This window comes from Williamsia serinedens (genome assembly GCF_024171725.1).
GTDB classification, from domain to species: Bacteria; Actinomycetota; Actinomycetes; order Mycobacteriales; family Mycobacteriaceae; genus Williamsia_A; species Williamsia_A serinedens.
Window position 1 is genome coordinate 213,146 of sequence record NZ_JAMTCG010000004.1, and the last position, 26,923, is coordinate 240,068.

The window sequence follows — 26,923 nt, forward strand, 5'->3', positions numbered from 1 at the left end:
GCCGACCGTGCCGATACCCTCCGCCGACCGTGCCGATACGCCAGGCTGAGCGTGCCGAGATGACACCTCGACCGCGCCCCGACAGCGGGCTCTCGCCCGACGGCGGAGTCCCGCCCACTCGGCGGGGATTCTCGGCACGGTCGGCGGTGAGTTGTGGCCCACTCGGCTCGCGGTTTCGGCACACTCGGCGCTCGGTTTCGGCACACTCGGCTCACGGTTTCGGCACACTCGGCGCTCGGTTTCGGCACAGTCGGCGAACTCGCGGTGTGCGTCCGCGCGCCTGACGAACCCGGTCAGATCCGGACGTAGAAGCGCAGCGTGGCGTAGCCGGTGACCGTCGCCAATCCGAGTCCGGCGAGCAGCAGCCACGGCGACACGAACACGACGTCGCCCATCGTGATGCGCGCGAGGATGTTGACGCCGTAGAGGTCGCCGAGGGCCCGGTCGAAGAAGAGCACCTTCGCCGCGAAGAGCCCGGCGATCGCGATCACCGACCCGATCAGCGCCGACACCACCGCCTCGAGAAGGAACGGCAGCTGCGTATACCACCGGGTGGCGCCGACCAGCCGCATGATCCCCACCTCCGTACGGCGGGTGTAGGCCGCGATCTGCACCGTGTTCGCGATGAGCAGGATCGCGGCGACGGCGAGCACCAGCGCGACGGTGAACGCGGCGTTCCGCGCCCCATCGAGCACGCTGAAGATGCGTTTCACCAGTTCTCGCTGGTCGAGCACGCCGTCGATGCCGTCCGCGGTCCGGAATTCGTCGAGCACCGGGCCGAACCGGTTCGCGTCGGAGACGCGGACCTTGAACGACGCGGGCAGCGTGTTCTCCCGGATCATCGACGCGAGGTCGGGGTCGTTGGCGAAGGTCTTCGTCTTGGCGTCACGGAAGGCCGCGGCGCGGTCGATGTACTGCACCGACTCGACGCCCTGCGTCTGCTCGATCCGCGTCCGCAGCGCGGCGCACGGGTCCGACCGGCACTCGGGGTCGGCGTCGGCGACCTGGTCGGAGATGAAGAACTGCATCTCGACGCGGTCGAGGAAGATGTCGCGGCTCTTGTCGGCCATCTGCACCACGAGCAGACCACCGCCGAACATCGCGAGCGTGATGGCGGTGGTCAGCACCATCGCGGCGAACATCGTGACGTTGCGGCGCAGGCCGTTGGCGACCTCGCTGACGATGAAACTCCAGCGCATCAGCCCACCCCGTAGACGCCGCGCTGGTCGTCGCGCACGAGACGCCCCAGGTCGAACTCGAGCACCCGGCGGCGCATCGCGTCGACGATGTGGCGGTCGTGGGTGGCCATCACGACGGTGGTGCCGCGGCGGTTGACGCGGTCGAGCACGTCGACGATCTCCTCACTGGTGGTCGGGTCGAGGTTGCCGGTCGGCTCGTCGGCGAGCAGCAGCAGCGGTCTGTTGGCGATCGCGCGGGCGATGGCCACGCGCTGCATCTCCCCGCCCGACAGCTCGGTGGGCATGCGGTCGGCCTTCCCGGACAGCCCGACGTAGTCGAGGACCTCCGGCACCACCTTCTCGATCGTCGACCGCGGTTTGCCGATCACCTCCAACGCGAACGCGACGTTGTCGGCGACCGACTTCTGTTGCAGGAGCCGGAAGTCCTGGAACACGCACCCGATGGACTGCCGCAGCTGCGGGACGCGACGGCTCGGGAGCTTGGTGACGTGGAACCGTCCGACGTGGATGTCGCCGCTCGTCGGCTTGTCCTCCTTGAGGAGCAGTCGGAAGAACGTCGACTTCCCCGAGCCCGACGGCCCGATCAGGAAGGCGAACTCACCCTTCTCGACCTCCAACGACAGCCCCTGCAGCGCCGGTCTCCCGGAGTTCTTGTACTTCATCGTGACGTTGTCGAGGCTGATCACGGCGGCCAGTGTAGCCACGGCCGACACCGCCTCCGGGGACCCCGAGGGGCCCCGCGCGCGTCACCGGGCAGGCGTCGTCGTCGGTGTCTGACCCGGGAACTGCAGGCCCGGGATGGTGGGGAACTGCAGCCCGCCGGTGGTGGTCGTGGGAACCGTCTCGGTGCCCGTCGAGCCCTCGTCGGTGCCGGTGGTCGTGGGGGTGACCGACGTCGAGGACGGCACCGACGACGAGGTCGACCGGCGCGTCGTGGTGGTCTCGGGGACGTAGTCCTCGGTCGTCGACGGGGTGGTCCGCGGGGCGGTGCTCGCGGCGGCGCGGTCGGCGTCGACCTGGGCGTAGTGGTCGACGCGCTGACCGTAGAGCGCGAGCAGGCCGACGAACAGCAGCACCATCACGGCTGTCGTCGTGCGGACGCGACCGCCGAGCAGGTGCCGCGGGATGCGCGACCACAGCGACCGGTGCGCGTCGGGGTCGGTCGGGGTGCGTGACTGGTCGTCGGGGCTCATGAGGACCGCCTCGAGGAGTCGGGTGTCGATTCGGGTTCGGTGCGGGTCTCGCCGACGCCCGACGGGGTCATCGCGCCGGTCTCGATGCGCTCGCCGCTCGCGAGTGCGATCCCGGCGCGACCGAAGGACCGGACGATGCGCGCGCGCAGGTCGCGGCTGACCTCGAACTGCTTGCCCGGCAGCGTGCGGGCGACCATGCGGACGGTCAGGTTGTCGAGTTCGACGTCGGTGACGCCCATCGACGACGGCTCGTCGAGGAGCAGCGGACGCATGCGCGGATCCGCGAAGGTCTGCTGCCCCACCTTGGTGAGCAGTTCGTTGACCCGTCCCATGTCGGCGCCGACGGGCAGCGGGATGTCGACGACGGAGCGCGCCCAGTCCTTGGAGAGGTTGATCGCCTTGACGATCTGGCCGTTCGGGACGGTGATGACCTCGCCGTCGGACGAGCGGATCTTGGTGACCCTGAGGGTGACGTCCTCGACGGTGCCCTCGGCGGGCGGGATGCCACCGGTCACCGCGAGCTCGACCACGTCGCCGAAGCCGTACTGCTTCTCGGTGATGATGAAGAACCCGGCGAGCAAATCCTGCACGACGCGCTGCGCGCCGAAACCGAGCGCGGCACCGAGAACCGTCGCGGGCGCGACGAAGCCGGTGATCGGGACGCCCAACGCCTTGATGATGTTGAACGCCGCGACGATGTAGACGATCACGATCGCGACCCAGGAGATGACCTGCGCCAGCGAGTGCCGGTGCTTGGCCGTCTCCGACCGCACCAACTCGTCGGACTCCTTGAAGCTCCGGTCGATCCGCGTGGTGATGCGCCCGGTCGCCCACTGGATGAAGCGCGTCAGGATCAGCGCACCGAGGACGTTGAGGACGATCTGCAGACCCTGCAGCGACAGGGCGCGGATCAGGCGGTCGGATCCGGGTGGTGACCCGACGGCGAGGAACAGGACGTCGTGCACGTGTCCCCTCTCAGCTCTGTGCGGAGGCCATCCGCCAGCGGATGCCCGACTCGATGAACCCGTCGATGTCGCCGTCGAGCACCGCCGAGGGATTGTTGACCTCGTACTCGGTCCGCAGGTCCTTGACCATCTGATACGGGTGCAGGACGTAGGAACGCATCTGGTTGCCCCAGCTGGAGCCACCGTCGCCCTTGAGGGCGTCCATCTCGGCGCGCTCCTCCTGGCGCTTGCGCTCCAGCAGCTTGGCCTGCAGGACGCGCAGAGCAGCCGCCTTGTTCTGCAGCTGGCTCTTCTCGTTCTGACAGGTCACGACGATGCCCGTCGGGATGTGGGTCAGACGGACGGCCGAGTCGGTGGTGTTCACCGACTGCCCACCGGGCCCAGACGAGCGGTAGACGTCGACGCGCAGGTCGTTCTCGTCGATGTCGATGTGGTCGGTGGTCTCGACGACGGGCAGCACCTCCACCTCGGCGAACGAGGTCTGGCGGCGTCCCTGGTTGTCGAAGGGACTGATGCGCACCAGCCGGTGGGTGCCCATCTCGATCGAGAGGGTCCCGTACATGTACGGCGCCTTCACCGCGAACGTCGCGCTCTTCAGCCCGGCCTCCTCGGCGTAGGAGGTGTCGTACACCTCGACGCCGTACTTGTGCTTCTCGGCCCAGCGGATGTACATGCGCATGAGCATCTCGGCCCAGTCGGCGGCGTCGACGCCACCGGCACCGGCGCGGATGTTGACCAGGGCGTCGCGCTGGTCGTACTCGCCGGCGAGCATGGTCTTGACCTCCATCGCCTCGATGTCGGCGCGCAGCGATGCGCGCTCGGCGTCGGCGTCGGCGAGGCCCTGGGTCCGCGCGTCGCCCTCCTCGTCCTCCGCGAGCTCGTAGAGCACGGGCAGGTCGTCGAGACGGCTGCGCAGCTCGGTGACCCGTCGGAACTCGCTCTGCGCGTGCGACAGCTCCGAGGTGACCTTCTGCGCGTTCTCCTGGTTGTTCCAGAGCTCGGGGTCGGCCGCCTCGTGCTCGAGCTCGTCGATGCGACGGGAGAGCTCCTCGAGGTCGAGGACCTTCTCCACCGTCGTGAGGGTGGCGTCGAGGTTCTCGATGTCGGTCTGGACGTCAGGTTGCACGGTGGACCAGGCTACTGGTTCCCGACGACGCGACCCGAGCGCGCGGGGGCGCCGGTCGGATCAGGCAGCGGGCGGGACCTCGAGCGACCCGAACCGCCAGCTGGTCTCGGCCTTGCCCGGCTTGTAGACGACGGGCATGTCGGTGCCGATCTTCGGCCAGGGCGTTTCCGCGCCGAGCACGAGATGGCCGTAGACGTCGGTCGGCGGGGTGTCGGGTCCGATGATGGTGCCGGAGACGGTGCAGAACATGTCGCCGTTCTTGTCGCCCTGCTCGGCCTGGTCCGAGACACCGGTGACGGTGAGCGTGCCCTCGACGAACCCGGTGGTGCCGCCGCCGAACAGGCCGCCACCCGCAGCGCGGCCACCTGCGGCGCGTCCGCGCTGCCACTGCAGGATCAGGACCACCAGCAGGATCGCGAACATGATCGTGAACGCGATGGAGAGCACCGCGGACCTCCTCTCGCACACCCGCTCGGGCGTGTCTTCTACCGTACCGGGCATGGCCTCCACCCCCGATGACCTGCGGCTCGCGCTCGCGCTCGCCGACGTCGCCGACGCGATCACCCTCCCGCGGTTCGGCGCGCTCGATCTGCGTGTCGACGACAAACCGGACCTGACCCCGGTGTCCGACGCCGATCTCGAGGCCGAGCGACGCCTGCGCGCCGAACTCGAGCGGGAGCGTCCCGACGACGCGGTGCTCGGCGAGGAGTTCGGGGGCGACGCGGTGTTGTCGGGACGCCAGTGGGTCATCGACCCGATCGACGGCACGAAGAACTTCGTCCGCGGTGTGCCCGTGTGGGCGACGCTCGTCGCCCTCGTCGAGGACGGGACGCCGACCGTCGGTGTCGTGTCCGCGCCGGCGTTGGGTCGACGGTGGTGGGCCTCGGCGGGTGCGGGTGCGCACACCCGCGGTCCCGACGGCACCGAGCGCGCGACGACGGTCTCCGGTGTGGCCGACCTGTCGTCGGCGAGCCTGTCGTTCGCGAGTCTGAGCGGGTGGGCCGAGCGCGGACTCCGCGACCGCTTCGTCGCGCTGACCGACACGGTCTGGCGCGTCCGCGGTTACGGCGACTTCTTCCACTACTGCCTCGTCGCCGAGGGCGCCGTCGACATCGCCGTCGAACCCGAGGTGTCGCTGTGGGATCTCGCGCCGCTCGACGTCCTCGTCCGCGAGGCCGGCGGCACGTTCACCGCGCTCGACGGCACCCCTGGCCCGCACGGCGGCAGCGCCGTCGCGACCAACGGGCGTCTGCACGGCGAGGTACTCGCCGCGCTCCGCGACTGACGGCGGGTCGGCCCGCGTCGAATCAGCGCACCCGCGCCGTGGACGGCGCGGATACGCGCGCGAGATGCGGAAACGTCGAGGTCGACGCGGATCGGCCTGCTCGACACGGGTTCGTCGGGCGGCGGGTCCACCCGCGTCGAATCAGCGCACCCGCGCCGTGCACGGCGCGAATCCGCGCGCGAGATGCGGAAACGCCGATCCACCGGCCCGACGCGGCCGCGGGACTAGGGTTGACGCATGCGTGTCACACACTTCGGCCACTCCTGCATCCTCGTCGAGATCGACGGCACCACAGTCCTGTTCGACCCCGGCGTGTTCTCCGACGGGTTTGCCGGGATCACCGGACTCGACGCCATCCTGATCACGCATCAGCACTTCGACCACGTCGACGTCGACCGTCTGCCTGACCTCGTCGCGAACAACCCGGACGCGGTCCTCTACGCCGACCCGGAGACCACCGAGCAGCTCAACGGGGACTCGGTCGCGGGGACGTGGACGGCCGCCCATCCCGGTGACGAGTTCTCGATCAAGTCGGTGACAGCGCGCATCCGCGGCGGCAAGCACGCCGTGATCCATCCCGACTTCCCGCAGATCGACAACGTCGCCTACCTGCTCGGCGACGACACCACCCCGGGCAAGCTCATGCATCCCGGCGACGCCTTGTTCGTCCCCGAGGAGGACGTCGACGTGCTCGCCATCCCGACGGCCGCTCCGTGGATGAAGCTGAGCGAGGGCGCCGACTTCCTGCGGGCCGTCGAGCCGCGCGTGGCCTTCCCCATCCACGAGGCCGTCCTCTCCGACGGCGGCCGCGGCGCCTACATGTCGATGCTCGAGGGACTCAAGGGTTCCGACACCGACTGGCGCGCGCTCGACAAGGAGAACGCGCTGGAGATCTCCTGACCGTCAGGTGACGGCGGGGAACACACCCGTGCCGACGGCGGCGTCGACCGCCCTGGCCACCCCGTAGACCACCCACACCGCCGCGACCGCGTAGACCACCCGGCTACGAGCGACCCGGACGAGCACCGTCAACCGTGCTGGGGCGACGACGCGCAACATTCCGGCCGCGACGACGGCCAGCGCCACCGCGACCAGACTCACGGGCCCGAAGACGTTGTCCGCGAACGCCGTCGACAGGTCGCCGTGCGCCGCGGCGACCCAGCTGCGCGTCAGCCCGCAGCCCGGGCACGGCAGCCCCGTGGCGAGGCGGAAGGGACACAGCACCGGTCCCTCACCCACCACCGACGTCGGGATGGCGAACGCCGCCACCACGGCCCCACCGCCGACGACGGTCCCGATCGTCAGCGGCGACAGCCGGCGCCGGTGGGGGGCGGTCGGCGGCGGGTGAGGGGGCGCAGCGGTCACCGCAGCGGCTGTCCGGTGGAGTCGGGCACCTTGCGGAGCAGGATGAGGATGAAGTCGACGAGGGTCCAGATCCCGATCCCGCCGCAGGTGAGCAGCTTGAGGATGCCGAGCCCGGTGTAGCCGAGCCAGAACCTGTCGATGCCGAAATGTCCCACGAAGAACGAGATGATCACCGTGGTCAGCCAGTCCTTCTCGGAGAACAGGCCCGGCACCTGGGTGACCGGGAACCAGGTGCTCGTCGCGGTGCGCACCTGCGTCTCGGCCTTGATCTGTCCGGTGCGGACCATGTTCTGCAGGTCCGGGTAGGCCAGCGGCCCCCATTCCTGCCCCATCACCGCCGCGTAGAAGGTGTCGTTCGCGGGACCCGGCGGCGGTCCCGGCGTACCCATCGGGGGGTAGGTCATATCGGGCAGATTAGGCGATCGGCGCAGGTCGCGAGCGTGCGTCGCGGGTGTTGAACACACCGTCCATCTCGGGGGTGACATCTTCCTTACCACTCGGTAAGATCGAACTTACCGCTGAGTAAGATCGGCGATCGGCGTGCAGCCGACAACTCCATGTCCGACGAATCACCGAACCGTTAGGTGTCACATGTCCACTCACACCGAGCCCCGCGACACGTCCGCCGTGGGCAAGGCAGTTCCCAAGCAGAACGCGATCGGCGTCGCCATGCGCGTGCTGAGCACCATCACGGGCTCCGACATCGCCGAGCGTTTCGGATTGCGTGAGCCGATCAACCGCGTCGCCTTCCAGGGCACCAAGTCCGGCTTCCAGACGCTCGGCGCCGCGAGCCGCGCCTTCAAGTCCGTCCAGGGCGGGGGCCAGCCGAAGCGGCTGAGCACGCCGGGCAAGGACTACTTCAACCTCCGCCCGGACGACGAGCAGGAGATGATCGCGAGCACCGCCAAGGAGTTCGCGGAGGAGATCCTGCGTCCGGCCGCGCACGACGCCGACGAGGCGGCCGCCGCGCCCGAGGAGCTGCTGACGCGCTTCGCCGAGCTCGGCATCACCACCATCAACGTCCCGGAGGAGTTCGACGGCGCCGCCTCCGAGCGCGGCGTGGTCACCAACGGACTCGTCGCCGAGGCACTCGCCTACGGAGACATGGGGCTTGCGCTCCCGCTGCTCGCCCCGAGCGGTGTCGCCGCGACGCTGACCCAGTTCGGCAGCGACGGCCAGCAGAAGACGTATCTGCCCGACTTCGCCGGCGAGGAGGTGCCGCAGGCCTCGGTCGTCATCGCCGAGCCGCGACCGCTGTTCGACGCGTTCTCCATCACGACCCGCGCCACCCGCACGCCGAGCGGCTACAAGCTCGACGGCCTGAAGTCGTTCGTCCCGGCCGCGGGCTCGGCCGAGCTGTTCATCGTCGGCGCACTGCTCGACGGCCGTCCGGCGCTGTTCATCGTCGAGTCCGACACCGAGGGTCTGATCGTCGAGGCCGACCCCGGCATGGGCGTCCGCGCCGCCGGGATGGGTCGCCTGCTCCTCAACGGCGTGCGCGTCCCGAAGTCGGGCCTGCTCGGCGAGGAGGAGGGCGACGCCGCGTTCGCCGCCTACCGCGACGTCGTGCGGCTCTCCCGCCTCGGCTGGGCCTCGCTCGCGGTCGGCACCTCGCAGGCCGTTCTCGACTACGTCGTGCCCTACGTCAACACCCGCGAGGCGTTCGGCGAGCCTGTCTCGAACCGCCAGGGCGTGGCGTTCCCCGTGGCCGTCATGGCCACCGAGCTCGACGCGCTCCGCCTGGTCACCCAGCGCGGCACCTCCCGCGCCGAGCAGGGCCTGTCCTTCGCCCGCGAGGCCGCCCTGGCCCGGAAGCTGGTGTCCGACAAGGGCATGCAGATCGGGTCGGACGGCGTCCAGCTCCTGGGAGGCCACGGCTTCACCAAGGAGCACCCCGTCGAGCGCTGGTACCGCGACCTGCGTGCCGCCAGCATCGGCGAGGGCATCGTCGTCCTCTAGAACCTGATCCCCACTCCCCTTCTCCCTCGAAAAGAGAGACATCATGGCCATCAATCTCGAGCTCCCGAAGAAGCTCCTGGTCACCGTCGATCAGGCCCACCAGGCCGCGGCGAACATCTTCCGCCCGGTCTCGCGCAAGTACGACCTGCGTGAGCACGACTACCCCGTCGAGCTGGACACCCTCGCCAGCCTCTACGACGGTCTGTCCGAGGCCGGTGCGGCCGGCGCCGGCGCCGACGGTGGTCGCAAGCAGCCACAGAAGGAACTGCCGGCGGGCGCGGTCGCCAACGGCGGCAACATGCAGGCCTGCCTCAACGTCCTCGAGACGTCCTGGGGCGACGTGGGTCTCGTGCTCAGCATGCCGTACCAGGGGCTGGGCAATGCCGCGATCTCGGCCGTCGCCACCGACGAGCAGCTGAAGAGCTTCGGCAAGGTGTGGGCCGCCATGGCCATCACCGAGCCGGGCTTCGGCTCCGACTCCGCCGCGGTGTCGACCACCGCCGTGCTCGACGGCGACGAGTACGTCATCAACGGCGAGAAGATCTACGTGACCGCCGGCTCGCGGGCCACCCACATCGTGGTGTGGGCGACCGTGGACAAGAGCGCCGGGCGCGCGGCCATCAAGAGCTTCGTGGTGCCGCGTGACCACCCGGGCGTCACCATCGAGCGCCTCGAGCACAAGCTGGGCATCAAGGTCTCCGACACCGCCCAGATCCGCTTCGAGAACTGCCGCATCCCCAAGGAGAACCTCCTCGGCTCGCCCGAGGTGGACACCAAGAAGGGCTTCGGCGGCGTCATGCAGACGTTCGACAACACCCGTCCGATGGTGGCGGCGATGGCCGTCGGCGTGACCCGCGCGGCGCTCGAGGAGATCCGTCGTCTGCTGGAGGAGGCCGGCGTCGAGATCGACTACGACAAGCCCGCGCACGCCCAGCACGCCGCAGCCGCGGAGTTCATCCGCCTGGAGTCGGACTTCGAGGGTGCCTACCTGCTGATGCTGCGGGCGGCGTGGATGGCCGACAACAAGGAGCCGAACTCCAAGGAGGCGTCCATGTCGAAGGCCAAGGCCGGACGCACCGTCGTCGACGTGACCACGCGCGCCGTCGAACTGGCCGGCACCTTGGGCTACTCCGAGCACCTGCTGCTCGAGAAGTGGGCCCGCGACTCGAAGATCCTCGACATCTTCGAGGGCACCCAGCAGATCCAGAACCTGGTGATCGCCCGTCGCGTGCTGAACAAGACGAGCGCCGAACTGAAGTGACGCTCGCCTGAGCACAGACGAACGGCCCGGATCCCTCACGGGGTCCGGGCCGTTCGTCGTCGTGGTCAGGCCGCGGCGAGTTCGGCCTCGGCGGCCGACGGTTCCGCATCGACCGGCCGGTCGGTCCGCCATGGCTGCGTGAGCGCCATCAGCACCATCCCGCCGAGCAGGAGCCCGGTGGACACCCAGAACGTGGCCTGCACCCCGCTGGTGAACACGGCGGCCGCGTCACCGCCCGCGGCGTGCGTCGCCGCGCCGAACACCGACACGAGCACCGCGACACCCAGCGCCCCTCCGAGCTGCTGCACGGCGTTCACCATCCCCGACGCCGCACCGGCATCCGCCGGGTCGACGCCGCGCAGCGCGGCGGTCGTGAGGGAGAAGAAGGCCAGTCCGCCGCCGACCCCGACGAGCACCATGGCGCCGACGAAGTCGGTGTAGACGCTGCCGGGCCCGATGGTGGTGAGCCATCCCGTGCCCGCGGCCGCCATGGCGAAGCCGACCAGGAGCAGCGGCCGGGGGCCGATCCGCGTGGACGCCCACCGGGCCGAGAACTGCGTCGCGGCGAGCGTTCCCATCGTCATCGGCAGGTAGGCCAGCCCGGTGGTCAGCGGCCCGAAGCCGAGCACGTCCTGCATGAACTGGGTCAGGAAGAACATCAGGCCCATGAACCCGGCGACCATCAGCAGACGACCGGCGTACGCCGACGACCGCCCGCGATCGGCGAAGATGCGCAGTGGGGTGATCGGCTCCGCGGCACGACTCTCCGCGGCGACGAAGGCGGCGAGCGCCGCCACGCCGACGATCAGCGGGACGAGGGTCGACGGCGCCGACCACCCGGCCTCGGCGGCACGGACGAGGCCGAACACCAGCGCACCCACCCCTCCGGTGGACAGGACGGCGCCGGCGAGGTCGAACGGGCGTCGTTCGCGTGCGGTGGCAGGGAGCGCGATCGCACCGGCGACCAGGACCAGCACACCGATGGGCACGTTGACGAACATGACCCACCGCCAGTCGAGCCATTGAACCAGCATCCCGCCCGTGACGAGGCCGATCGAGAACCCGCCCAGCGAGACGGCGGTGAACAGGCCCAGCGCGCGGGCGCGGTCGGCCGGCTGCGGGAAGCGGGTCATCAACAACGCCAGCGCCGCGGGTGCGGCGACGGCCGCGCCGACGCCCTGCACCGCTCGCGCGGCGAGCAGGACCGCGGCGTCGGTCGCGACGCCGCCGGTCGCCGAGGCGATCGCGAACAGTGCGACACCGGTGAGGAACGTCCGACGCCGACCGAGGATGTCGCCCAGACGGGCGCCCAGCAGCAGCAGGCCGCCGAAGACGAGCGTGTACGCGTTGAGCACCCAGGACAGTGATGCGGACGAGAACCCCAGTGCGCGTTGGATGTCCGGGAGTGCGACGTTGACGATGGTGGCGTCGACCACCACCATCAGCTGACACCCCAGTACCGCGGCGAGCACGAGGGACGAGGAGGGACGAAACGACATGTGTGGTCTCCCAGAGATGGACGGGTAGACTCGGACCGAGAAACGGAAGCTTCCTCCGGATACGATACGGAGGCTTCCTCCGCTTTGCAACCGCGGGAGGCGAGGCATCGTGGCCACATCCCGGACCGAGACGCGGACCACGCGCGCACCCAGGGCCGACGCCGTACGCAACCGCGCGCGGATCGTCGCCGCGGCCCGCGACCTGTTCGCCTCGGACGGCCTCGAGGTCGCACTCGACCGCGTCGCCGAGTCGGCCGGCGTCGGCATCGGCACCCTCTACCGGAACTTCCCCAGCCGTGAGGCCCTCGTCGAGGCGGCGTACCGCACGCAGAGCGAGGAGATCATCGAGGCCGGACACCGGTTCGCCGGCGAACTGCCGCCCGACGAGGCCCTGGCCGCCCTGTTCGCCGAGTACCTGCGGACCGCGGCCGCCAAGCGCGGGATGAAAGAGGTCATCCTCGCCCAGCTCGGCGCCGACGCACCCGTCTTCGCCGACGTGCGGGCGGCGACCCGGGAGATGATCGGACGCATCCTCGACGCCGGTCGCGCGGCCGGTCACGTCCGGGACGACGTCGACACCGAGACGGTCTCCCGCCTCATCGGCGGGTTGTCCATGACGGCCCTCCACGACGACGATCCCGCGGTCGCGGAAGGGATGATCCGCGTGGTCCTCGACGGTCTGCGCCCTCCCCCGAGCTGATCCGCACGCGTGTCCCGGGCCACAGAAACCACGTGTGTTACATCACCGTGAACAGCCTGTCGTTCGCGACGCTCGTGACCTCGACACGCCGTACTGCGCTGCACGAACACCGATCTCGGCGTTCGTGATCTGTTCGTGATCGTGCCGTTACCGCCCCCGCGTCCGATGTGACCAGCCCGGGGGTCTGTTCGTACCGTCGCTCCCGGCTCGCGAACGACCCCCCGGCACCACCGGGACGCGGTCACGCGACGACCGTCCGGAACACGACGGACGGGAGAGACGAACAAGCCGCTCCGGCGGCGCCGACACCGGCGCCGCGGACGGCATGGAGGTACTCACATGAGCACCACACTGAAGAAGCTCGCCCTGCGTGCCGGCATGACCGGCGTCCTCGCCGCCGCGCCGCTGGGCGTCCTGGCCGGCACCGCACACGCCGAGGGCGGCCACAACTGGGACGCCGTCGCACAGTGCGAGAGCGGCGGCAACTGGGCCATCGACACCGGCAACGGCTACTCCGGCGGCCTGCAGTTCACCCAGAGCACCTGGGAGGCCAACGGCGGTACCGGCACCCCGGCCGCCGCGAGCCGCGAGGAGCAGATCCGCGTGGCCGAGAACGTCCTCGCCTCGCAGGGCATCGGCGCATGGCCGGTGTGCGGCGGCAACCTCTACAGCTGACACACCGGTCCGACGGTGACGTCGGACAGTGACCAGCAGACCCGGACCCGGCACCGCGCGGCGGCGCCGGGTCCGGTCATCTGTGAGGCACAATGCGTGCAGATGAAAATTTCTGGCCACCGATCGCGTCTGGTTTACGTACGGTAGCTATTGTCAATCACGACCGCGGGACCCTCACGGACGCGGGAAGGGTGGGAGAACCGTGGAGAACACACGCCGGGCGACGGTGGCGCGGGGGACGGGACGCGACGTCCTCCTGGACGCGACGCTGCGCCTGATCGGTGATCGCGGCCTGCACGCCATCACGCTGCGCGAGGTCGCGGGCGCGGCAGGACTGTCGCTCGGGTCGACGACGTATCACTTCGCCGACCGCGACGCCCTGCTCATCGCAGCCCTGAGCCGATTCGCCGACTCCGTGACCGACCAGTGCGACAAGGCCATCGCCTCCGCCGACTACGAGGGTCGGTCGGGTCGCGAGATCATGCGTGCCGTCACCGGTGACCTCGACGCGACGTACTGCGCGACGACGCGCATGCTGGCACAGCTCGAGACCTACACCGAGGCCGCCCGCAACCCCGACGTCGCGGCGATCGCCGCTCGCGTGCTCGACGCCTACCGTCGCCTGCTCACCCACGCGTTCACCGCAGCCGGCGTCCCCGCCGACGAGATCGCCACCCGCGTCGACCGTGTCCTGGTCTACGCCGACGGTCTCGCACTGCAGAGTGCTGCCAAGGGCGCGCCGTGCACGCTGCCCGACGACGCGCCGTCGGTGCTCTGGCTCCTCGCCACCACGTCCGTCTGATCCCACCGCCCCACCCCGGTGGGGTGACCGGGTGCCGATCCGCCGCTCTTCCATCCGACAGCGGTCGCCATGCGATGCCGCTGTGGACTCATCGCACGGTTCGGCAGTACTGACAGCGATCCTGCAGTACTGTTCGCGGTGCCGGGCCCACGATGCACCGCCGTCTCGTCCCGCGGGGGCGTGACATCGGGACCGGCCCGGCGGGGAACCGACCGTCGGACCGCTGCTCCGGAGGATGTCCATGGATCCCGACGCCGTCGCCCGCTCAGTCCACCGGTGGATCGAGGAGTACTCGGGCCCGGAGGTCGACGCCGCCGAGATGCTCGTCGACCGTCACGACCCCGACGCCACCGCGTTCACGATCGTCGACGTCGAGGACGATCGGCTGATCGCGCATCCGCTGACCTACGGCGAGATCGCCGACCGGTCGCGACGCCTGGCCACTGCCCTGGCCGCGCGCGGCGTCGGACCGGGCCACCGGGTCGGCGTGTTGATGGGCAAACGGGCCGAACTGGTCGTGTCCCTCGTCGCCCTGGCCCGGCTGGGCGCGGTCTACGTCCCGCTGTTCACCGCGTTCGCACCGCCCGCGATCGAGCTCCGGTTGACCGCCGCCGGCGCGCGTCTGGTCATCACCGAACCGGGTCAGGTCGACAAGCTCGAGGGACTCGACGTCGAGACGATCGTCGCGGGTCCGGAGTTCGACCGCCTGGTCGAGGAATCGGACCCCGTGCCGAGTTCCGTCGCGGTCGGGGGCGACGGGATGCTGATCCTGCTGTTCACCAGCGGGACGACGGGCGCACCAAAAGGTGTGCCGGTCCCCGTGCGCGCTCTGGCCGCCTTCTCCTGCTACATGACCTACGGACTCGACGTCGTGGACGACGACGTGTTCTGGAACGCCGCGGACCCCGGATGGGCCTACGGCCTCTACTACGGGATCGTCGGACCGATGGCGACGGGACGGCCCAACCTGCTGTTGCGTGGTGGGTTCTCCCCGACGATGACCGCACGCGTGTTCACCGAGTTCGGCGTGACGAACTTCGCGAGCGCACCGACGGTGTACCGCGCACTGAGCAAGGACCCGTCGATCACTGGGTTCTCCCTGCGACGTGCGTCCTCGGCTGGGGAACCGCTGACGCCCGATGTCGTGGTGTGGTCACGCGACGCGCTCGGTGTCGAGGTCCGCGACACCTACGGGCAGACCGAGCACGGGATGTTCATCAACAACCACTGGCACGACGACCTGCGCCGCCCGGTCATGCCGGGGTCGATGGGTTTCGCGATGCCCGGGTTCTCGACGTCGGTCGTCGACGGGCAGATCGCGATCGACGTCCGGCACAGTCCGCTGATGTTCTTCACCGGGTACCTCGACGCACCCGACAAGACCGCCGCACGGTTCACCGACGACGGGGCCTGGTACCTGACCGGTGACACCGGCCGGATGGACGAGGACGGTCGCTTCCACTTCACCGCGCGCGACGACGACGTCATCATCATGGCCGGATACCGGATCGGGCCGGTGGAGGTGGAGAGCGTGCTGGTGACCCACCCCGCCGTGATGGACGTCGCGGTGGTCGGCCGCGCCGACGAACTCCGCGGCGAGGTCCTCGAGGCCTTCGTCGTCCTGACCTCCGGTGTCACCGGCACCCCGGAACTCGAACGCGAGCTGCAGCAGCTGGTCAAGACGGGGTTCGCCGCGCACGCCTACCCGCGCACCGTCCATTTCGTCGATGCCCTCCCGAAGACCCCGAGCGGGAAGGTGCAGCGCTTCCTCCTACGTCGCTGAGGCGCACGCAGGCCCGCGTCCGGGTCAGAACGCGACGCGCGTGACCGTCTCGGCGACCAACGACGGCTTCGCGGCGTCACGGACGGTGACCGTCTGCGTCACCACCATCTCCACCCAGCCGTCGCCGATCTCCGTCGCCGACGCGAGCGTCGCGGTCAGCTGGACGTCCGACCCGACCGGGACCGGGGACGGGAAGCGGACCTTGTTCGAGCCGTAGTTCACGGCGAGCTTCGCGTTCTCGACCGAGTAGACCTGCCACGCGAGCATCGGGACGAGCGACAGCGTCAGGTAGCCGTGCGCGATCGGGCCGCCGAAGGGGCTCTCTTTCGTCGCGCGCTCGACGTCGACGTGGATCCACTGGTGGTCACCGGTGGCCTCGGCGAACTGGTTCACCCGCTCCTGGGTGACGGTGAGCCATTCGCTGGACCCGAGTTCCTCGCCGGCGGCCGCGAGGATGTCCGATGCCGATGTGAAGACGCGCATGGGACGAAACCTACGTCACATCCGCGCGAACGGGCCGAGCGGTCCCTGCGCCCCGCTGTAGACGTTCTTGTCGACGCGCACGGGCACGCCCGGGATGACGGCCGAGTCGGTGTACTGCCAGAAGGTCCAGCTCCGCCATCCCCCGGGCAGTGGGCCCGGGGCCGACCGACCGTTGTAGTCGGCGATCCACAGCGGATAGCGGGTGAACTGCGACGTGTTCGCCATCGCCGTCCGCCAGAACGTCGGATAGGTGTAGATGATCGGCGTCCGGCCGGTCAGCGCCGACACCGTGTCGAGGTACTGCTGCGTCCACGCGATGAGCGCGCCCGGCGCCAACCCACCGGTGCGTTCGAGGTCGAGCACCGGCGGCAGGTCACCCCATCCGTTCTGTCCGAGGGTGACCGCCGCGAAGAACGCCGCCTGCGGCGCAGCGGGAAGCGACGGGTCCGCGTAGTGGTAGGTGCCGCGCGCGAGGCCGGCCAGCCGCATGCCGATCGAGTCGGGGACGAACCACGGGTTCACGTACGACAGGCCCTCGGTGGCCTTGACCATCGCGAAGTCCTGGCCCGACCGCTTGACCGCGAACCAGTCGACCAGCGCATAGTTCGGGTGCTGCCACGACGACACGTCCGGGCCGGTGTCCGCCTGCGCGGTGCCGCAGGACAGACCGAGCGCGGCGGCGAGCGCGACGATGATCAGCGCGACACGCCGCGCAGGTCGTTGACAGGGACGAACGGACATGAAAGTGACACTAGGGGCTCACGCGCCGCGCGGTACAGGTGTTACGGACTATTCACAGGAGACGCACGTGACGGAACAGTCGCCATGGGACCAGAGCTGGTGGGACGAGAAGTACGCCGACGGATCCCGCATCTGGAGCGGCGACCCCAACGCGACGCTCGTCGACGAGATGTCGACTGCGCTGCCCGGACGCGCCCTCGACCTCGGCTGCGGCGAGGGCGACGACGCGCGGTGGCTCGCCGATCACGGCTGGTCGGTGGTCGCCGTCGACATCTCACAGGTCGCGATCGACCGCGCCCGCGAGTTCGGCGTTGACCGCGAGATCGCGTGGCAGCGCGCCGACATCGTCGCCGACGGCGTGCCGGCGGGTCCGTTCAACCTCGTGTCGATGATGTACTTCCCGATCCGACGGCCACAGGGCTCCGACGCCCTGCACCAGGTTCTGGACACCCTGGCACCGGGCGGCACGCTCCTGGTGGTCGGCCACGAGACCTACCCCGTCGACGACATCCACACACCCGACGACATCGCGGCCTCCCTGGACGCTGCGCGGTGGGAGGTCGTCACCCACGAGACACGCGCACGCCGACACTCGGGCGAGGGCGGCGGCGGACACCACACCCGCGACGTCGTGCTGCGCGCCCGTCGCCGCGACTGATCCCGACGACCGCGGTGAGGCTGTTCTCCTAGGGGGCGGGAGTCGTGGTGGTGGTGACCACCGAGGAGTCCGACGGGTCGGCGCTCTGCGAGGCGTCCCCGGAGGCGGGTGCCGACGACTCCGAGGCCGCCGACTCCGACGCCGAGGCCGGAGCGGAGACCGCGACGGACCCGGGGACCGTCGTCGTGGTGGTCGGCGCCGTGGAGTCGGCCGTCGACGACGTCGAGACCGGTGCCGACGACGAGGTCGCGCTCGACGACGACGCGCTCGACGACGGCGCGCCGATCTGGGCCGCCGGGAGCACGGTGGTCTTCTGGGTGACCGGCGGCGACGAGCGCAGCGCGTTCATCACCGTGTCACGTCCGGACGTGAGACCGCGCTGCCAGTTCGCCCAGTCGTGCCCGCCGTAGTTCGGCAGCGACACCACCGACACGCCCTGTTGGGCGGCCTGGAGTTGGAACAGGACGGTCGACACCGCCGACAGCGCCTCCAGCAGGATCGCCGAGATGCGGTCCTGCGGCGCCATCGAGGCCATCTCCTGCGGGCTGAGGAAGGCGTTGCCCGACGAGACGACGAGGACCTGCCCGTTCTCCTTCAGCTTCGCAAGGTTCTTCGACGGGTCGTTCGCGGCCCACTGGGCGCTGCCGGGCGGGCCCCACATGTTCACGATGCCGTTGGTGTAGTTCGACACCATCGTCTGCGTCGCGAACACGCCGAGGGCGCCGAGCGGGTTGTCGATCTGGTAGTACCCCGACATCGCCTGCACGACCTTGAACTGCTCGGGGTGCTTCGCGGCGAGCGTGACCGCCGGTCCCGCCGACATGGACAGGCCGACGATGGCGTTGTTGTTCGGCGCCACCCCGAACTGCTGCTGCAGGTAGGCCGGCAACTCGGAGGTCAGGAAGGTCTCCTGCTTGATGGGCACGTTGTTCGCTCCGGCCCCGCCGTTCCAGTCGGTGTAGAACGAGGACGCGCCGCCGACGGGCATGACCAGCGTCGTGTTGGTCGACCCGTCGTAGATCTTCGAGGCCTGCACGTCGGTGGTCCACGCCGACCGCGCGTCGCTGGCGCGCATGCCGTCGAGCAGATAGACACCGCGGGTGCTGTCGTTCGACGCGCGGATCTGCACCATCACGTTCTTGTTCTGCGACGGCGACCAGACCCAGCAGTTCTGCACGAAGTTGCCCGACTTGTCCCAGGTGCAGCCCGGTCGCAGCACCTCGGGGTGGCCGACGAGCGCCTGGGCGCTGTTCTGGTTCGAGAAGTAGGCCGTACCGACGAAGACGCCGAGGGCGAGGACCGCCGCGACGGCGAGCGCCCGCAGGACCCGGGTGCGCGGACCGGTCGGTGACTCGAGCACGGTCCACTGCGGTGATCCCGGGACGGCAGACGGCATGGGTGTTCCCTTCGACGACTCCCCCGTGAGTCGCCGGTGCCCGGGGTTTCGTTACGTGTTCGTCCAGACCGGTTTCTCGCCGTCGGACACCGCGGCGGTCCCGACGAGCAGGTCCTGCGAGAACGTCATCGCGTCGACGGCGTTCGTCGCCCGTCGCACGGCGACCGCCGGATCGGCGTCACCGGCGACCTCCGCCGGCAGCCGCAGCGACTGCCGTACCGCGAACGGCGCGTTCGCGACGACCGATTCCGCCACCTCCCGGGCGGCCGCCAGGTGGTCGCCGGGCTCGACGACCCGGTTGACCAGACCGAGGCGGAGCGCCTCGTCGGCGTCGAGCACCCGGGAGGCCAGCGTCATCTCGGCGGCGACCCTCTCCCCGACCACCGGCGGCAGTCGGACGAGTCCCCCGTCCTGGGCGACGAGACCGGTGGAGACCTGGTCCAGCGCGAACGTCGCGTCACGGGAGGCGACGGCGAGGTGGCACGCGAGTACCACCTCGAGGCCGGCGTCATGTGCGGCGCCGGCGACCGCAGCGATGACCGGCTTGTCGAGATCGGTGCGGGCGGTGAGACCGGCGACGCCGTTCGGCGGGGTGACGGCGGTGTTGCCCCACCCGATCTCGGACCGGTCGAGTCCGCGGCAGAAGTCGGGGCCGTCACCGTGCAGGATCGCCACCCACAGGTCGCGGTCGGCGAGGAACGCCGTGACGACCTCGTCGAGTTCGGCGTGCGCGGCCGCGGGGAGCACGGGACCCCGGAGTCCGATCTCGCAGACGTGTCCCGACCGCCGGACGCGCACGTGGTCGAAGGACCGCGTCAGTGACGGCACCCGCTCGGGGTGGAGGCGGTCCATCACGGCGCGGGACACCGCGATCCGGTTCGTCGGGTGGACGTGACGGGCGAACACCGTGGTGCCGATCGGGTCGTCGATGCCGTCGTCGCCGAGCAGTCGGCCCATCAGCGCGGTGTCGCCGTCGCAGACGTGGGCGATGAAGCGACGCCCCTGCAGGTCGCGGCAGACGCAGATCCCGGCGCCGGTCGCGTGGTGGACGGTCCACGCCTCGATGGTCGCCGGGCCGTGGGCGTACCGCACCGACGACGACCCGGGGGCGGCGTCGAGGGCGTCCTGGATGTCGGGGCTGTCGTCGGGCACCCACGGGGCCGGTGTCGTCGAGTACACGCCGACGGAGTACTTGCTGAGCTGTCCCCCGTTCGCGCCGACGAGACCGCGCGCGCCCGGTTCGTCGCGGACGCGGCGGACCACACCGGCGACGGCGTGCATGGCGTAATTGCTTCCCGCACCACCGAAATACGGCAGTCCGCCGGTGACGGTGAGGCCACGCGGGTCGTCGGCGGCGAGGTCGAACGCGTCCGCCACCGTCCACACCGCGACCGGGAAGCAGCTGTAGAGGTCCATCACCGCGATGTCGTCCATCGTCACCCCGGCGACGTCGAGCGCATGTCGGACCGCGCCCACGGTGGCGGGACTGCGGGACAGGTCGGGGCGTTCGAGGAGGGGCCGCTCGCGCAGGTCGGCGTGGCCGTGCAGGAACACCCACCGCGACGGGTCGATGCCGAGCCGGCGGGCGGCACCCACCGAGGTCAGGACGCAGGCGGCGCCCTGGTTGATCTGGTCCCGCGCGACGAGGAAACGGAGGTAGGGCTCGGCCACCGGGCGGTTGCGATCGGTCCGGGTCGCGATCTCCTCGACCGTGCGGGCCGTCGGGGCGGCACTGTGCGGATTGTGTTCGGCAACAACGCTCATCGGCGCGAAGAGCTCGGCCATCTGACGCAGGTACGCCGTCCGGTCCACCCCCAGGCGGTGGCGGCGGGCGTTCTCGAGCATCCCGTACTGCGCCGGCGCGTTGGTGAGGCCGTGGAGCACGTTCTCCCGGGTGTTGACCAGATGCGTGCCGCGCCCCCGGTCGTCGACGGGACCGGCGTCGACCGTCTCGGAGAAGTCGGGGACGTCACCGGAGGCACTGTCGCCGCGGCTGAAGTGACGGGTCGTCGACGTGACGTCGGCACCGAACACGACAGCGACCTCGCTGACCCCGGACGCGATGCGACCGCACATCTCGGTGATCAGGCTCTGCGGCGTCTGCCCGCCGAGCGCGTCGTACACCACGTGCGACGGCTCGGCTCCGACACGACGGAGCACCGCCCACGGATAGTTCGTCGGCGCACCCAGCGGCGTGCCGAACCCCATGGCCTCGAACGAGCGCGTCATGGCGGCGGTGTCGACCGCGGCGGCGAGGTGGGCGACGTCGGCGCCGGAGTCCTCGAACGCGGACCGCAGTGCATCGGCCGCCATCTGCGCCTCCGAGCGCGCGGCGTAGCCCGGGTCGTCGATGCGCTCCGACGCCTCCCCCACCCCTACCAGGACCGGAGTGGACGGATCGAGATCGTCGCTGGTCATCGATTCATGATCCTCAAAAACTAGAACATGTGTCAATTCTGCGCCGACGGTGACAGGGTGGTCGGATGCGCCGCGCCCGCCATGTCCGTCCGCTGCCGGAGTGTTCGGTGATCGTGACCGGCGCCGGGTCTGGGATCGGGGCCGCGCTGGCACGCGCGTTCGCCGGCGCGGGTGCCGCGGTCTGGTGCACCGACGTCGACGAGACCGCCGCGACGGCGACCGCGCGGGACTGTGGGGCCCGCGCCACCGCCGCGCGCCTCGACGTCACCGACGCCGGCGCGGTCGCCGAGCTGGTCGACACCGTCGCCGCGACGCACGGACGTATCGACGTCATGGTGAACAACGCGGGGATCTCGTTCGGAGGGGACACCGAACTCCTCGGCATCGACCGCTGGAACGCGATCATCGACGTCAACCTGCGGGGTGTGGTGCACGGCGTCGACGCCGCCTACCGCCAGATGATCCGCCAGGGCGAGGGCCACATCGTGTCCACCGCGTCGATGGGCGGACTCACCCCGGCGGGTCTCATCACGAGCTATGTCGCGACCAAGCACGCGGTGGTCGGGCTGTCTCTCGCGCTGCGATCCGAGGCCGTCGCGCACGGGGTCCGGGTGTTGGCGTTGTGCCCGGCCGCGGTCGAGACGCCTCTGCTCGACGCGGGGTCGGTGGGAGGGTTCCGAGGCCGCGACTACTACCTCACCGGCCAGGGCGTGGCGAACGCCTACAGCGCGGACCGACTCGCCGCGGAGGCGCTCGACGCGATGGCCCGTGACCGGGCGCTGCTCGTCGTCCCGGCCCGCGCCCGTGCGGCGTGGCGCCTGTACCGCCTCGCCCCCGGACTGCTCTGGTGGTCCTCGCAACGGTTCGTCGCCGCGCGACGCCGAGGGTTCGATCAGACCCAGCCGGAGAACCCCGACGGGTCGTGACGGCCCAGGCATGCGTGTTCGAACATGCCGACTCCGCGACGGGTGGTGCCGTTCTCGGTCCAGGTGACCGACGGGACGTGGTCGGACACGCCGAACGGGATGCGTCCGGCCACACCGGGATCGGTGAGGTCGTAGGTGCGTCGCTCGACGAAACCCTCGCCGCACCAGAGGCCGTGCGTCCAGTCCGGGTCACCGCCGTAGCCGCCTCCGATGTGCAGCGCGGTCGGGAGCAACGACGTCACGTCCACCCGGATCTCCGCCGACCCCGACCGCGTCGTGACGACCGCGGATTCGGGGATCCGCGCACCGTCGCGATAGGTGATCGCGATCTCCGGGCTGCGCAACTGTTCTCGTCGCCCGTCGGCCCAGATGCGGACGGCGTCGTCGAGGGTCCGGCTTCCGTCGGGCTCCTCCTGGATCACCATGACCACGCCGAAGTCGTCGAAGGCCACCGGCAGGTACACCCACCACATCCCCTCGAACGGCGGGTCCGACGGACGCCCGGCCGGCTCCGGCTCGCCGATCGGCCGGATCCCCCACGAGCGATCGCGGGTACCCACCCACGTCGACGGGTCGAACTCGATTCGGGCGTCGTCGATCTCGAGTGTGCCGGTCCAGGTGCCCACCTGGGCGAACCGCTGCGCGTCCAGGGTGGTGCGGCTCCCTGCCCGCAGCACGTGTCGCTGCTCCTCCACGACGTCGAACGACCCCGTGAAGGTGGCGTCGAGCGCGATGCCCTCGGTCGGGTCGAGACGCACCCGCACCGACCGCAGCGGTTCGACGACGTCGAGCGCGAAGGGACCCACGCCCTGACGGAGGCGGTCGTGCCGGAACCCGTCCGAGACGTGCACGGCCGTCTGCTCGTCCCCGCGATGCACCAGGACGAACGCATCGGTCACCCCCAGCACCGGGTAGTAGCCGAGCCCCATCACGACGAAGATCTCGCCGGACGAGTCGTGGGCGTTGAAGTAGCACCGGTCGTAGAAGTTCCGATCGGTGGTCGCCGGCAGCGCGATCGGCAGCGGCGCCTGGTGGACGGGATACTCGTCGAGCGGGCCGATCACGACGCGTCTCCCAGCAGCTCGTCGATCAGGGGGTTGTGAAGCAGGTTCTCCTCGACATCGGTCCCGTCGGGCAACTCGCCGAACCGGATCCGACGCGCGGTCACGCGCATGAGGATGGCCGACCACGCGACCGCGCACCACACGTGGAACCAGCGCAGGTCGCCCACCTGCACACCCGCGGCGTCCTCGTAGGTGGCCACGACGTCCTCCTCCCTCAGCGTGTCCGGCAGTCCGGGCAGACCCATCGACTCGGTGATCGACTGGAACACACGGTGGGCGAACACGATCCAGGCGAGATCGAACTCGCGGGGTCCGAGCGCGGCCATCTCCCAGTCCAGGACCCCGACCGGCGTGAAGTCGCGGTAGATCACGTTGCCGATCCGCGCGTCGCCCCAGCAGAGGACCGGATCGGCGGCGGCCGGTCCGGCGGGGATGTTCGCGTGCAACCAGGCGATCGCACGGTCGGCACGGGCCGACGGGCCGACCTCGTCGCGTGCGAACCCGTACCACTCGTCGAGCCACGCCAGCTGGCGGTGGAGGGCGGTCTCGCCCGGTTTTTGCCGGTCCAGGAAGGCGAACACCGTTGCGGCGTCCGGGATCGAGTGCAGCGCGGCGATGGTGCGCACCGTGGCGCGCTGGGCGTCGGCGCGGCGTTCCGCCGGGGCGTCGGCGAACCAGTTGTCGCCGAACGTGTACGGCAGGACATCGGGCGGGATGACGCCGTCGATGTGCTCCATCACCAGGAACGGCACCCCGAGCACCGCGCCGGTCGGCTCGATGCCGCGCACCACCGGCACCGGGACGTCGGTGAGTTCCCGCACCAGACGCATCGCCTCGTGCTGATGGTCGAGGCGGTAGTCGGTGAAGACGGGTACGTCCTGCGCCGTCGGCGCGAGCCGCATCACCAGCCGCTCGCCCTCCGGCGCGCCCGGCCAGGTCACCGTCATGGCGACGGTCTCCGACGACTGCCCGTTCTTCTCGATCGCGTCGGAGAGGACGACCGTCGGGACCGCCCGACCCGCCGGATCGTTCTCGGCGAGCCATCGGGCGACCACGGCCGGCAGCGCGTCGAGATCGCGACTCGAGTGCTGCAGCGCCGTGATGTCGGGTGGTGTCGGGGTCTCGGACATGCACACCTGCTCTCGTATTCCGCTACCGTCGGTAGCGTTATGACAACACAGTCACCGTCGCCCGCGGGGCGGAACGGCACACGGGGTCGACCACGGGACGCCACGATCGACGACGCCGTCCTGCAGGCCACCCGCGACCTGCTCGTCGACGAGGGCTACGCCGCGGTGACCATGAACGCCGTCGCCCGTCGTGCGTGCACCACGAAGACCGCGCTCTACCGGCGGTGGCCGTCGAAGATCGAGCTGGTGCACGAGGCCGTACTGCCGAGCGGCGTCGAGGAGATGGCAGAGCTCGACGACGACCCCCGGACGGCCGTCGAACAGATGCTGCGGTGGACCCGCGACCGGTTCAGCGAGCCGGCGATGCGCGCAGCACTGCCGGGGATCGTGGCCGACCTGCGCCGCGACCCGACGCTCGCGGCGCGGATCCTCGCCCGTTTCGCGCCGACGTTCGCGGTACTGGACACACACCTCGCGAACGCACGACGGCGTGGGTCGATCGCGGCCGACGCCGACCCGATGACCGTCTCGCAGGTGATCGGCGGACCGGTGATCGTGGCGCTGTTGATCGACCCGGACGCTGCGCTCGACGACGCCTGGATCCGCACGACGGCCGGCCTGCTGACATCGGGCATCTCGCGCTGAGATTCACATCAGCGAAGACAATGTGTAAAATTGAACGCTCTCGTGGAGCAGACGCGAGCACCGGGACCATCCACGGGGGGTGGAACGGAGAACGTCGTGCAGCAGGCACGAACTCGCTCGACCTGGCCCCTGACCACGCGGATCACCACTGCCGCCACCGGATTGGCGAGCATCGCCGCCGTCGTGGGTGTCGTCGCACTCGCCCCACCGAGCGGTCAGATGGCGGTGACGCCCGTCGCCGCGATCGTCGATTCGCCGGACACGGTGGGCATCTCGGACAACGACCTCTACTGGGATGCGAACAACCCTGCGGCCGTTCAGGAATCACTGGACCGCATGCAGGCGCTCGGCGTGCAGAACATCCGCATCGCCGTGCCGTGGGCGGCCGTCGAACCCGTCGACGGCTCCTACGACTGGAGCAGCATCGACGCGATGGTGAACGCTGCCGACGCCCGCGGCATGGGTGTCCTCGCAGTCGTCAGCACCTCGCCGACGTGGACCCGCAGCGCCGACTCGACGGTGTACAACCCCCCCTCCGACCCGACCGCGTTCGCGGACTTCCTCCGCACGCTCTCGTCGCGCTATGCCGGGAAGGTCGGCGCCTACGAGGTGTGGAACGAGCCCAACTACTACGCCGCGTACTCCCCCGCACCCGACCCCGCGGGCTACACGGCGCTGCTGAAGGCGGCCTACCCCGCCATCAAGGCAGGCGACCCGAACGCCGAGGTGATCGGTGGTGTCCTGGGCTCCACCCTCACCTGGGGCACGTACACCATGAACCCGGTCGACTTCGTCCAGCAGATGTACGCGGACGGCGCAGCGGGGTCGTTCGACGCCCTGTCGTTCCACCCGTATCAGAACACCCTGATGTTCTCGCAGGGTCCGAGCGTCAGCACCGAGTCGCCGCTGAGCCAGCTCACCCGCATCCGAGACCTCATGGGCGCGAACGGTGATGCGAGCAAGGAGATCTGGGCGTCGGAGTACGGCCTGCCGACCGGCACCGTCGGGGAGCAGAACCAGGCCACCTTTGTCGGCGATTTCCTGAACACGTGGAGCACGTTGCCCTACGCCGGGCCGGCGTTCCTCTACACGCTGAACGATCGCGACACGGCGGACACGACCGACCCCGAGAACACCTTCGGGATCTATCGCGACGACGGCACCGCCAAGCCCGTGGCCGCGGTGATCCAGCAGTTCATCGCGACGCATCCGACGTCTTCGACGGCGGCGGCACGCAACGCCGCGCTGGTGTCGTCGGCGAGCACCACGGAACCGACGAGCACCACCGGCGCCTCGAGCGCCGCCGACCCGTCGGCGACGGAGTCGACGACCCGGTCGACGTCGGTCGGCCCGGCCGACACCACCGCACCCGCGACTTCGACGGCACCGGCCACCTCGTCGACCGCAGCGGAGTCGACCACACCCGACACGGCGACACCCGACACGACGACACCGACCACGACGGCGACCACCCCGGCCGACGCGACACCGGCAGCGACGACGACGGAGTCGGTCCCGCAGCCGACCACCCAGGAGTCGACGGCCCAGGAGTCGACGGCCCAGGAGTCGACGGCCACGTCGCCGACGGCGACCGAGCAGACCGCCGTCACCACCGCGGCGCCCTGACCGCGTCGGGAGACCACCGCCCAC

At 70.2% G+C, this 26,923-nt stretch carries 27 protein-coding genes; 12 read left to right on the forward strand and 15 right to left on the reverse strand.

The annotated features are described in order from the left end of the window. Positions 1-293: 293 nt before the first annotated feature. From ftsX to LX12_RS12100, 6 genes are read right to left on the reverse strand one after another with little or no spacing between them, the layout of a single operon-like run. Entirely contained in the window at positions 294-1,199 is a 906-nt protein-coding gene (ftsX, locus tag LX12_RS12075) for a permease-like cell division protein FtsX (RefSeq protein WP_253654800.1), read from the reverse strand. Continuing rightward, on the reverse strand, positions 1,199-1,885 hold the full coding sequence (ftsE, locus tag LX12_RS12080; RefSeq protein ID WP_253654801.1) for a cell division ATP-binding protein FtsE: 687 nt from the start codon (positions 1,883-1,885) through the stop codon (positions 1,199-1,201). Before ftsE ends, ftsX begins: the two co-directional genes overlap by 1 nt. Positions 1,886-1,945: 60 nt before the next feature. After that, the gene (locus LX12_RS12085; protein ID WP_253654802.1) at positions 1,946-2,392 is read right to left on the reverse strand and encodes an Rv3103c transmembrane domain-containing protein; all 447 of its coding nucleotides are present in this window, start codon (positions 2,390-2,392) and stop codon (positions 1,946-1,948) included. Beyond that, entirely contained in the window at positions 2,389-3,357 is a 969-nt protein-coding gene (locus LX12_RS12090; RefSeq protein WP_372504996.1) for a mechanosensitive ion channel family protein, read from the reverse strand. Before LX12_RS12090 ends, LX12_RS12085 begins: the two co-directional genes overlap by 4 nt. Positions 3,358-3,367: 10 nt before the next feature. After that, a complete protein-coding gene (gene prfB, locus LX12_RS12095) occupies positions 3,368-4,483 on the reverse strand; it encodes a peptide chain release factor 2 (protein ID WP_253654803.1) in 1,116 nt (371 codons plus the stop codon). Positions 4,484-4,543: 60 nt separating this feature from the next. Continuing rightward, entirely contained in the window at positions 4,544-4,984 is a 441-nt protein-coding gene (locus LX12_RS12100; RefSeq protein ID WP_253654804.1) for a hypothetical protein, read from the reverse strand. On the opposite strand from LX12_RS12100, the gene hisN reads away from it, so the two are divergent. Continuing rightward, the gene (gene hisN, locus LX12_RS12105; RefSeq protein WP_253654805.1) at positions 4,983-5,768 is read left to right on the forward strand and encodes a histidinol-phosphatase; all 786 of its coding nucleotides are present in this window, start codon (positions 4,983-4,985) and stop codon (positions 5,766-5,768) included. The genes LX12_RS12100 and hisN overlap by 2 nt on opposite strands. Positions 5,769-6,005: 237 nt before the next feature. Next, complete coding sequence (locus LX12_RS12110) at positions 6,006-6,668, forward strand: MBL fold metallo-hydrolase (protein ID WP_253654806.1); 663 nt, start codon at positions 6,006-6,008, stop codon at positions 6,666-6,668. A 3-nt stretch (positions 6,669-6,671) separates the two neighbouring features. Here the strand turns inward: LX12_RS12110 and LX12_RS12115 are convergent, their stop codons facing one another. Both LX12_RS12115 and LX12_RS12120 read right to left on the reverse strand, forming a co-directional pair. Further along, on the reverse strand, positions 6,672-7,133 hold the full coding sequence (locus LX12_RS12115; RefSeq protein ID WP_253654807.1) for a DUF2752 domain-containing protein: 462 nt from the start codon (positions 7,131-7,133) through the stop codon (positions 6,672-6,674). Further along, a complete protein-coding gene (locus LX12_RS12120; RefSeq protein ID WP_253654808.1) occupies positions 7,130-7,537 on the reverse strand; it encodes an NINE protein in 408 nt (135 codons plus the stop codon). The genes LX12_RS12115 and LX12_RS12120 overlap by 4 nt, the downstream gene beginning before the upstream one ends. A gap of 187 nt (positions 7,538-7,724) precedes the next feature. Between LX12_RS12120 and LX12_RS12125 the strand changes: the two genes are divergently transcribed. Together LX12_RS12125 and LX12_RS12130 are read left to right on the forward strand one after the other, a co-directional pair. Beyond that, positions 7,725-9,092: an acyl-CoA dehydrogenase family protein gene (locus tag LX12_RS12125; RefSeq protein ID WP_253654809.1), complete on the forward strand. Its 1,368-nt coding sequence runs from the start codon at positions 7,725-7,727 to the stop codon at positions 9,090-9,092. Between the two features lie 43 nt (positions 9,093-9,135). Beyond that, a complete protein-coding gene (locus LX12_RS12130; RefSeq protein ID WP_253654810.1) occupies positions 9,136-10,353 on the forward strand; it encodes an acyl-CoA dehydrogenase family protein in 1,218 nt (405 codons plus the stop codon). A 65-nt stretch (positions 10,354-10,418) separates the two neighbouring features. On the opposite strand, the gene LX12_RS12135 is transcribed toward LX12_RS12130, so the two are convergent. Next, positions 10,419-11,852 carry an MFS transporter gene (locus LX12_RS12135; RefSeq protein ID WP_253654811.1) on the reverse strand — a complete coding sequence of 478 codons (1,434 nt, stop codon included), beginning with the start codon at positions 11,850-11,852 and terminating at the stop codon, positions 10,419-10,421. 109 nt (positions 11,853-11,961) lie between these two features. Here LX12_RS12135 and LX12_RS12140 point away from each other — a divergent pair, with 109 nt between their 5' ends. The 4 genes from LX12_RS12140 to LX12_RS12155 all read left to right on the forward strand — a co-directional run bounded on the left by LX12_RS12140 (position 11,962) and on the right by LX12_RS12155 (position 15,812). Beyond that, a complete protein-coding gene (locus LX12_RS12140) occupies positions 11,962-12,552 on the forward strand; it encodes a TetR/AcrR family transcriptional regulator (RefSeq protein WP_253654812.1) in 591 nt (196 codons plus the stop codon). 339 nt (positions 12,553-12,891) lie between these two features. Further along, a complete protein-coding gene (locus LX12_RS12145; protein WP_253654813.1) occupies positions 12,892-13,227 on the forward strand; it encodes a transglycosylase family protein in 336 nt (111 codons plus the stop codon). A 202-nt stretch (positions 13,228-13,429) separates the two neighbouring features. Further along, on the forward strand, positions 13,430-14,029 hold the full coding sequence (locus LX12_RS12150; protein ID WP_253654814.1) for a TetR/AcrR family transcriptional regulator: 600 nt from the start codon (positions 13,430-13,432) through the stop codon (positions 14,027-14,029). Between the two features lie 241 nt (positions 14,030-14,270). After that, positions 14,271-15,812 carry an AMP-binding protein gene (locus tag LX12_RS12155; RefSeq protein ID WP_253654815.1) on the forward strand — a complete coding sequence of 514 codons (1,542 nt, stop codon included), beginning with the start codon at positions 14,271-14,273 and terminating at the stop codon, positions 15,810-15,812. Positions 15,813-15,836: 24 nt separating this feature from the next. On the opposite strand, the gene LX12_RS12160 is transcribed toward LX12_RS12155, so the two are convergent. Further along, a complete protein-coding gene (locus LX12_RS12160) occupies positions 15,837-16,295 on the reverse strand; it encodes a MaoC family dehydratase (protein ID WP_253654816.1) in 459 nt (152 codons plus the stop codon). A gap of 15 nt (positions 16,296-16,310) precedes the next feature. Continuing rightward, positions 16,311-17,036, reverse strand: a complete 726-nt coding sequence (locus tag LX12_RS12165; RefSeq protein WP_253654817.1) for a glycoside hydrolase family 25 protein — start codon at positions 17,034-17,036, stop codon at positions 16,311-16,313. Positions 17,037-17,103: 67 nt separating this feature from the next. Here LX12_RS12165 and LX12_RS12170 point away from each other — a divergent pair, with 67 nt between their 5' ends. Continuing rightward, complete coding sequence (locus tag LX12_RS12170; protein ID WP_253654818.1) at positions 17,104-17,694, forward strand: class I SAM-dependent methyltransferase; 591 nt, start codon at positions 17,104-17,106, stop codon at positions 17,692-17,694. A 28-nt stretch (positions 17,695-17,722) separates the two neighbouring features. Here LX12_RS12170 and LX12_RS12175 read toward each other — a convergent pair whose 3' ends face one another. Then, a complete protein-coding gene (locus LX12_RS12175) occupies positions 17,723-19,090 on the reverse strand; it encodes an alpha/beta hydrolase (protein ID WP_253654819.1) in 1,368 nt (455 codons plus the stop codon). Positions 19,091-19,141: 51 nt separating this feature from the next. After that, a complete protein-coding gene (locus LX12_RS12180; RefSeq protein WP_253654820.1) occupies positions 19,142-21,508 on the reverse strand; it encodes an enoyl-CoA hydratase-related protein in 2,367 nt (788 codons plus the stop codon). 65 nt (positions 21,509-21,573) lie between these two features. Between LX12_RS12180 and LX12_RS12185 the strand changes: the two genes are divergently transcribed. Next, positions 21,574-22,434 carry an SDR family NAD(P)-dependent oxidoreductase gene (locus tag LX12_RS12185; protein ID WP_253654821.1) on the forward strand — a complete coding sequence of 287 codons (861 nt, stop codon included), beginning with the start codon at positions 21,574-21,576 and terminating at the stop codon, positions 22,432-22,434. Here LX12_RS12185 and LX12_RS12190 read toward each other — a convergent pair. Beyond that, positions 22,401-23,498, reverse strand: coding sequence for an Rv3169 family protein (locus LX12_RS12190; protein ID WP_253654822.1), 1,098 nt, complete (start codon positions 23,496-23,498; stop codon positions 22,401-22,403). The two genes, LX12_RS12185 and LX12_RS12190, sit on opposite strands and share 34 nt — an antisense overlap. Continuing rightward, on the reverse strand, positions 23,495-24,628 hold the full coding sequence (locus LX12_RS12195; protein WP_253654823.1) for a phosphotransferase family protein: 1,134 nt from the start codon (positions 24,626-24,628) through the stop codon (positions 23,495-23,497). Before LX12_RS12195 ends, LX12_RS12190 begins: the two co-directional genes overlap by 4 nt. 39 nt (positions 24,629-24,667) lie before the next feature. Here LX12_RS12195 and LX12_RS12200 point away from each other — a divergent pair, with 39 nt between their 5' ends. Together LX12_RS12200 and LX12_RS12205 are read left to right on the forward strand one after the other, a co-directional pair. After that, positions 24,668-25,273, forward strand: a complete 606-nt coding sequence (locus LX12_RS12200; protein WP_253654824.1) for a TetR/AcrR family transcriptional regulator — start codon at positions 24,668-24,670, stop codon at positions 25,271-25,273. A gap of 96 nt (positions 25,274-25,369) precedes the next feature. Further along, positions 25,370-26,899, forward strand: a complete 1,530-nt coding sequence (locus LX12_RS12205; RefSeq protein ID WP_253654825.1) for a cellulase family glycosylhydrolase — start codon at positions 25,370-25,372, stop codon at positions 26,897-26,899. Positions 26,900-26,923 lie beyond the last annotated feature (24 nt).

Coding starts and splice junctions, on each gene's coding strand:
- LX12_RS12145 (WP_253654813.1), top strand. CDS start 12,892: ATGAGCACCACACTGAAGAAGCTCGCCCTGCGTGCCGGCATGACCGGC.
- LX12_RS12165 (WP_253654817.1), bottom strand. CDS start 17,036: ATGTCCGTTCGTCCCTGTCAACGACCTGCGCGGCGTGTCGCGCTGATC.
- LX12_RS12085 (WP_253654802.1), bottom strand. CDS start 2,392: ATGAGCCCCGACGACCAGTCACGCACCCCGACCGACCCCGACGCGCAC.
- LX12_RS12155 (WP_253654815.1), top strand. CDS start 14,271: ATGGATCCCGACGCCGTCGCCCGCTCAGTCCACCGGTGGATCGAGGAG.
- LX12_RS12125 (WP_253654809.1), top strand. CDS start 7,725: ATGTCCACTCACACCGAGCCCCGCGACACGTCCGCCGTGGGCAAGGCA.
- LX12_RS12130 (WP_253654810.1), top strand. CDS start 9,136: ATGGCCATCAATCTCGAGCTCCCGAAGAAGCTCCTGGTCACCGTCGAT.
- LX12_RS12175 (WP_253654819.1), bottom strand. CDS start 19,090: ATGCCGTCTGCCGTCCCGGGATCACCGCAGTGGACCGTGCTCGAGTCA.
- LX12_RS12185 (WP_253654821.1), top strand. CDS start 21,574: ATGCGCCGCGCCCGCCATGTCCGTCCGCTGCCGGAGTGTTCGGTGATC.
- LX12_RS12160 (WP_253654816.1), bottom strand. CDS start 16,295: ATGCGCGTCTTCACATCGGCATCGGACATCCTCGCGGCCGCCGGCGAG.
- LX12_RS12110 (WP_253654806.1), top strand. CDS start 6,006: ATGCGTGTCACACACTTCGGCCACTCCTGCATCCTCGTCGAGATCGAC.
- LX12_RS12200 (WP_253654824.1), top strand. CDS start 24,668: ATGACAACACAGTCACCGTCGCCCGCGGGGCGGAACGGCACACGGGGT.
- LX12_RS12135 (WP_253654811.1), bottom strand. CDS start 11,852: ATGTCGTTTCGTCCCTCCTCGTCCCTCGTGCTCGCCGCGGTACTGGGG.
- LX12_RS12100 (WP_253654804.1), bottom strand. CDS start 4,984: ATGCCCGGTACGGTAGAAGACACGCCCGAGCGGGTGTGCGAGAGGAGG.
- hisN (WP_253654805.1), top strand. CDS start 4,983: ATGGCCTCCACCCCCGATGACCTGCGGCTCGCGCTCGCGCTCGCCGAC.
- ftsX (WP_253654800.1), bottom strand. CDS start 1,199: ATGCGCTGGAGTTTCATCGTCAGCGAGGTCGCCAACGGCCTGCGCCGC.
- LX12_RS12195 (WP_253654823.1), bottom strand. CDS start 24,628: ATGTCCGAGACCCCGACACCACCCGACATCACGGCGCTGCAGCACTCG.
- LX12_RS12180 (WP_253654820.1), bottom strand. CDS start 21,508: ATGACCAGCGACGATCTCGATCCGTCCACTCCGGTCCTGGTAGGGGTG.
- LX12_RS12120 (WP_253654808.1), bottom strand. CDS start 7,537: ATGACCTACCCCCCGATGGGTACGCCGGGACCGCCGCCGGGTCCCGCG.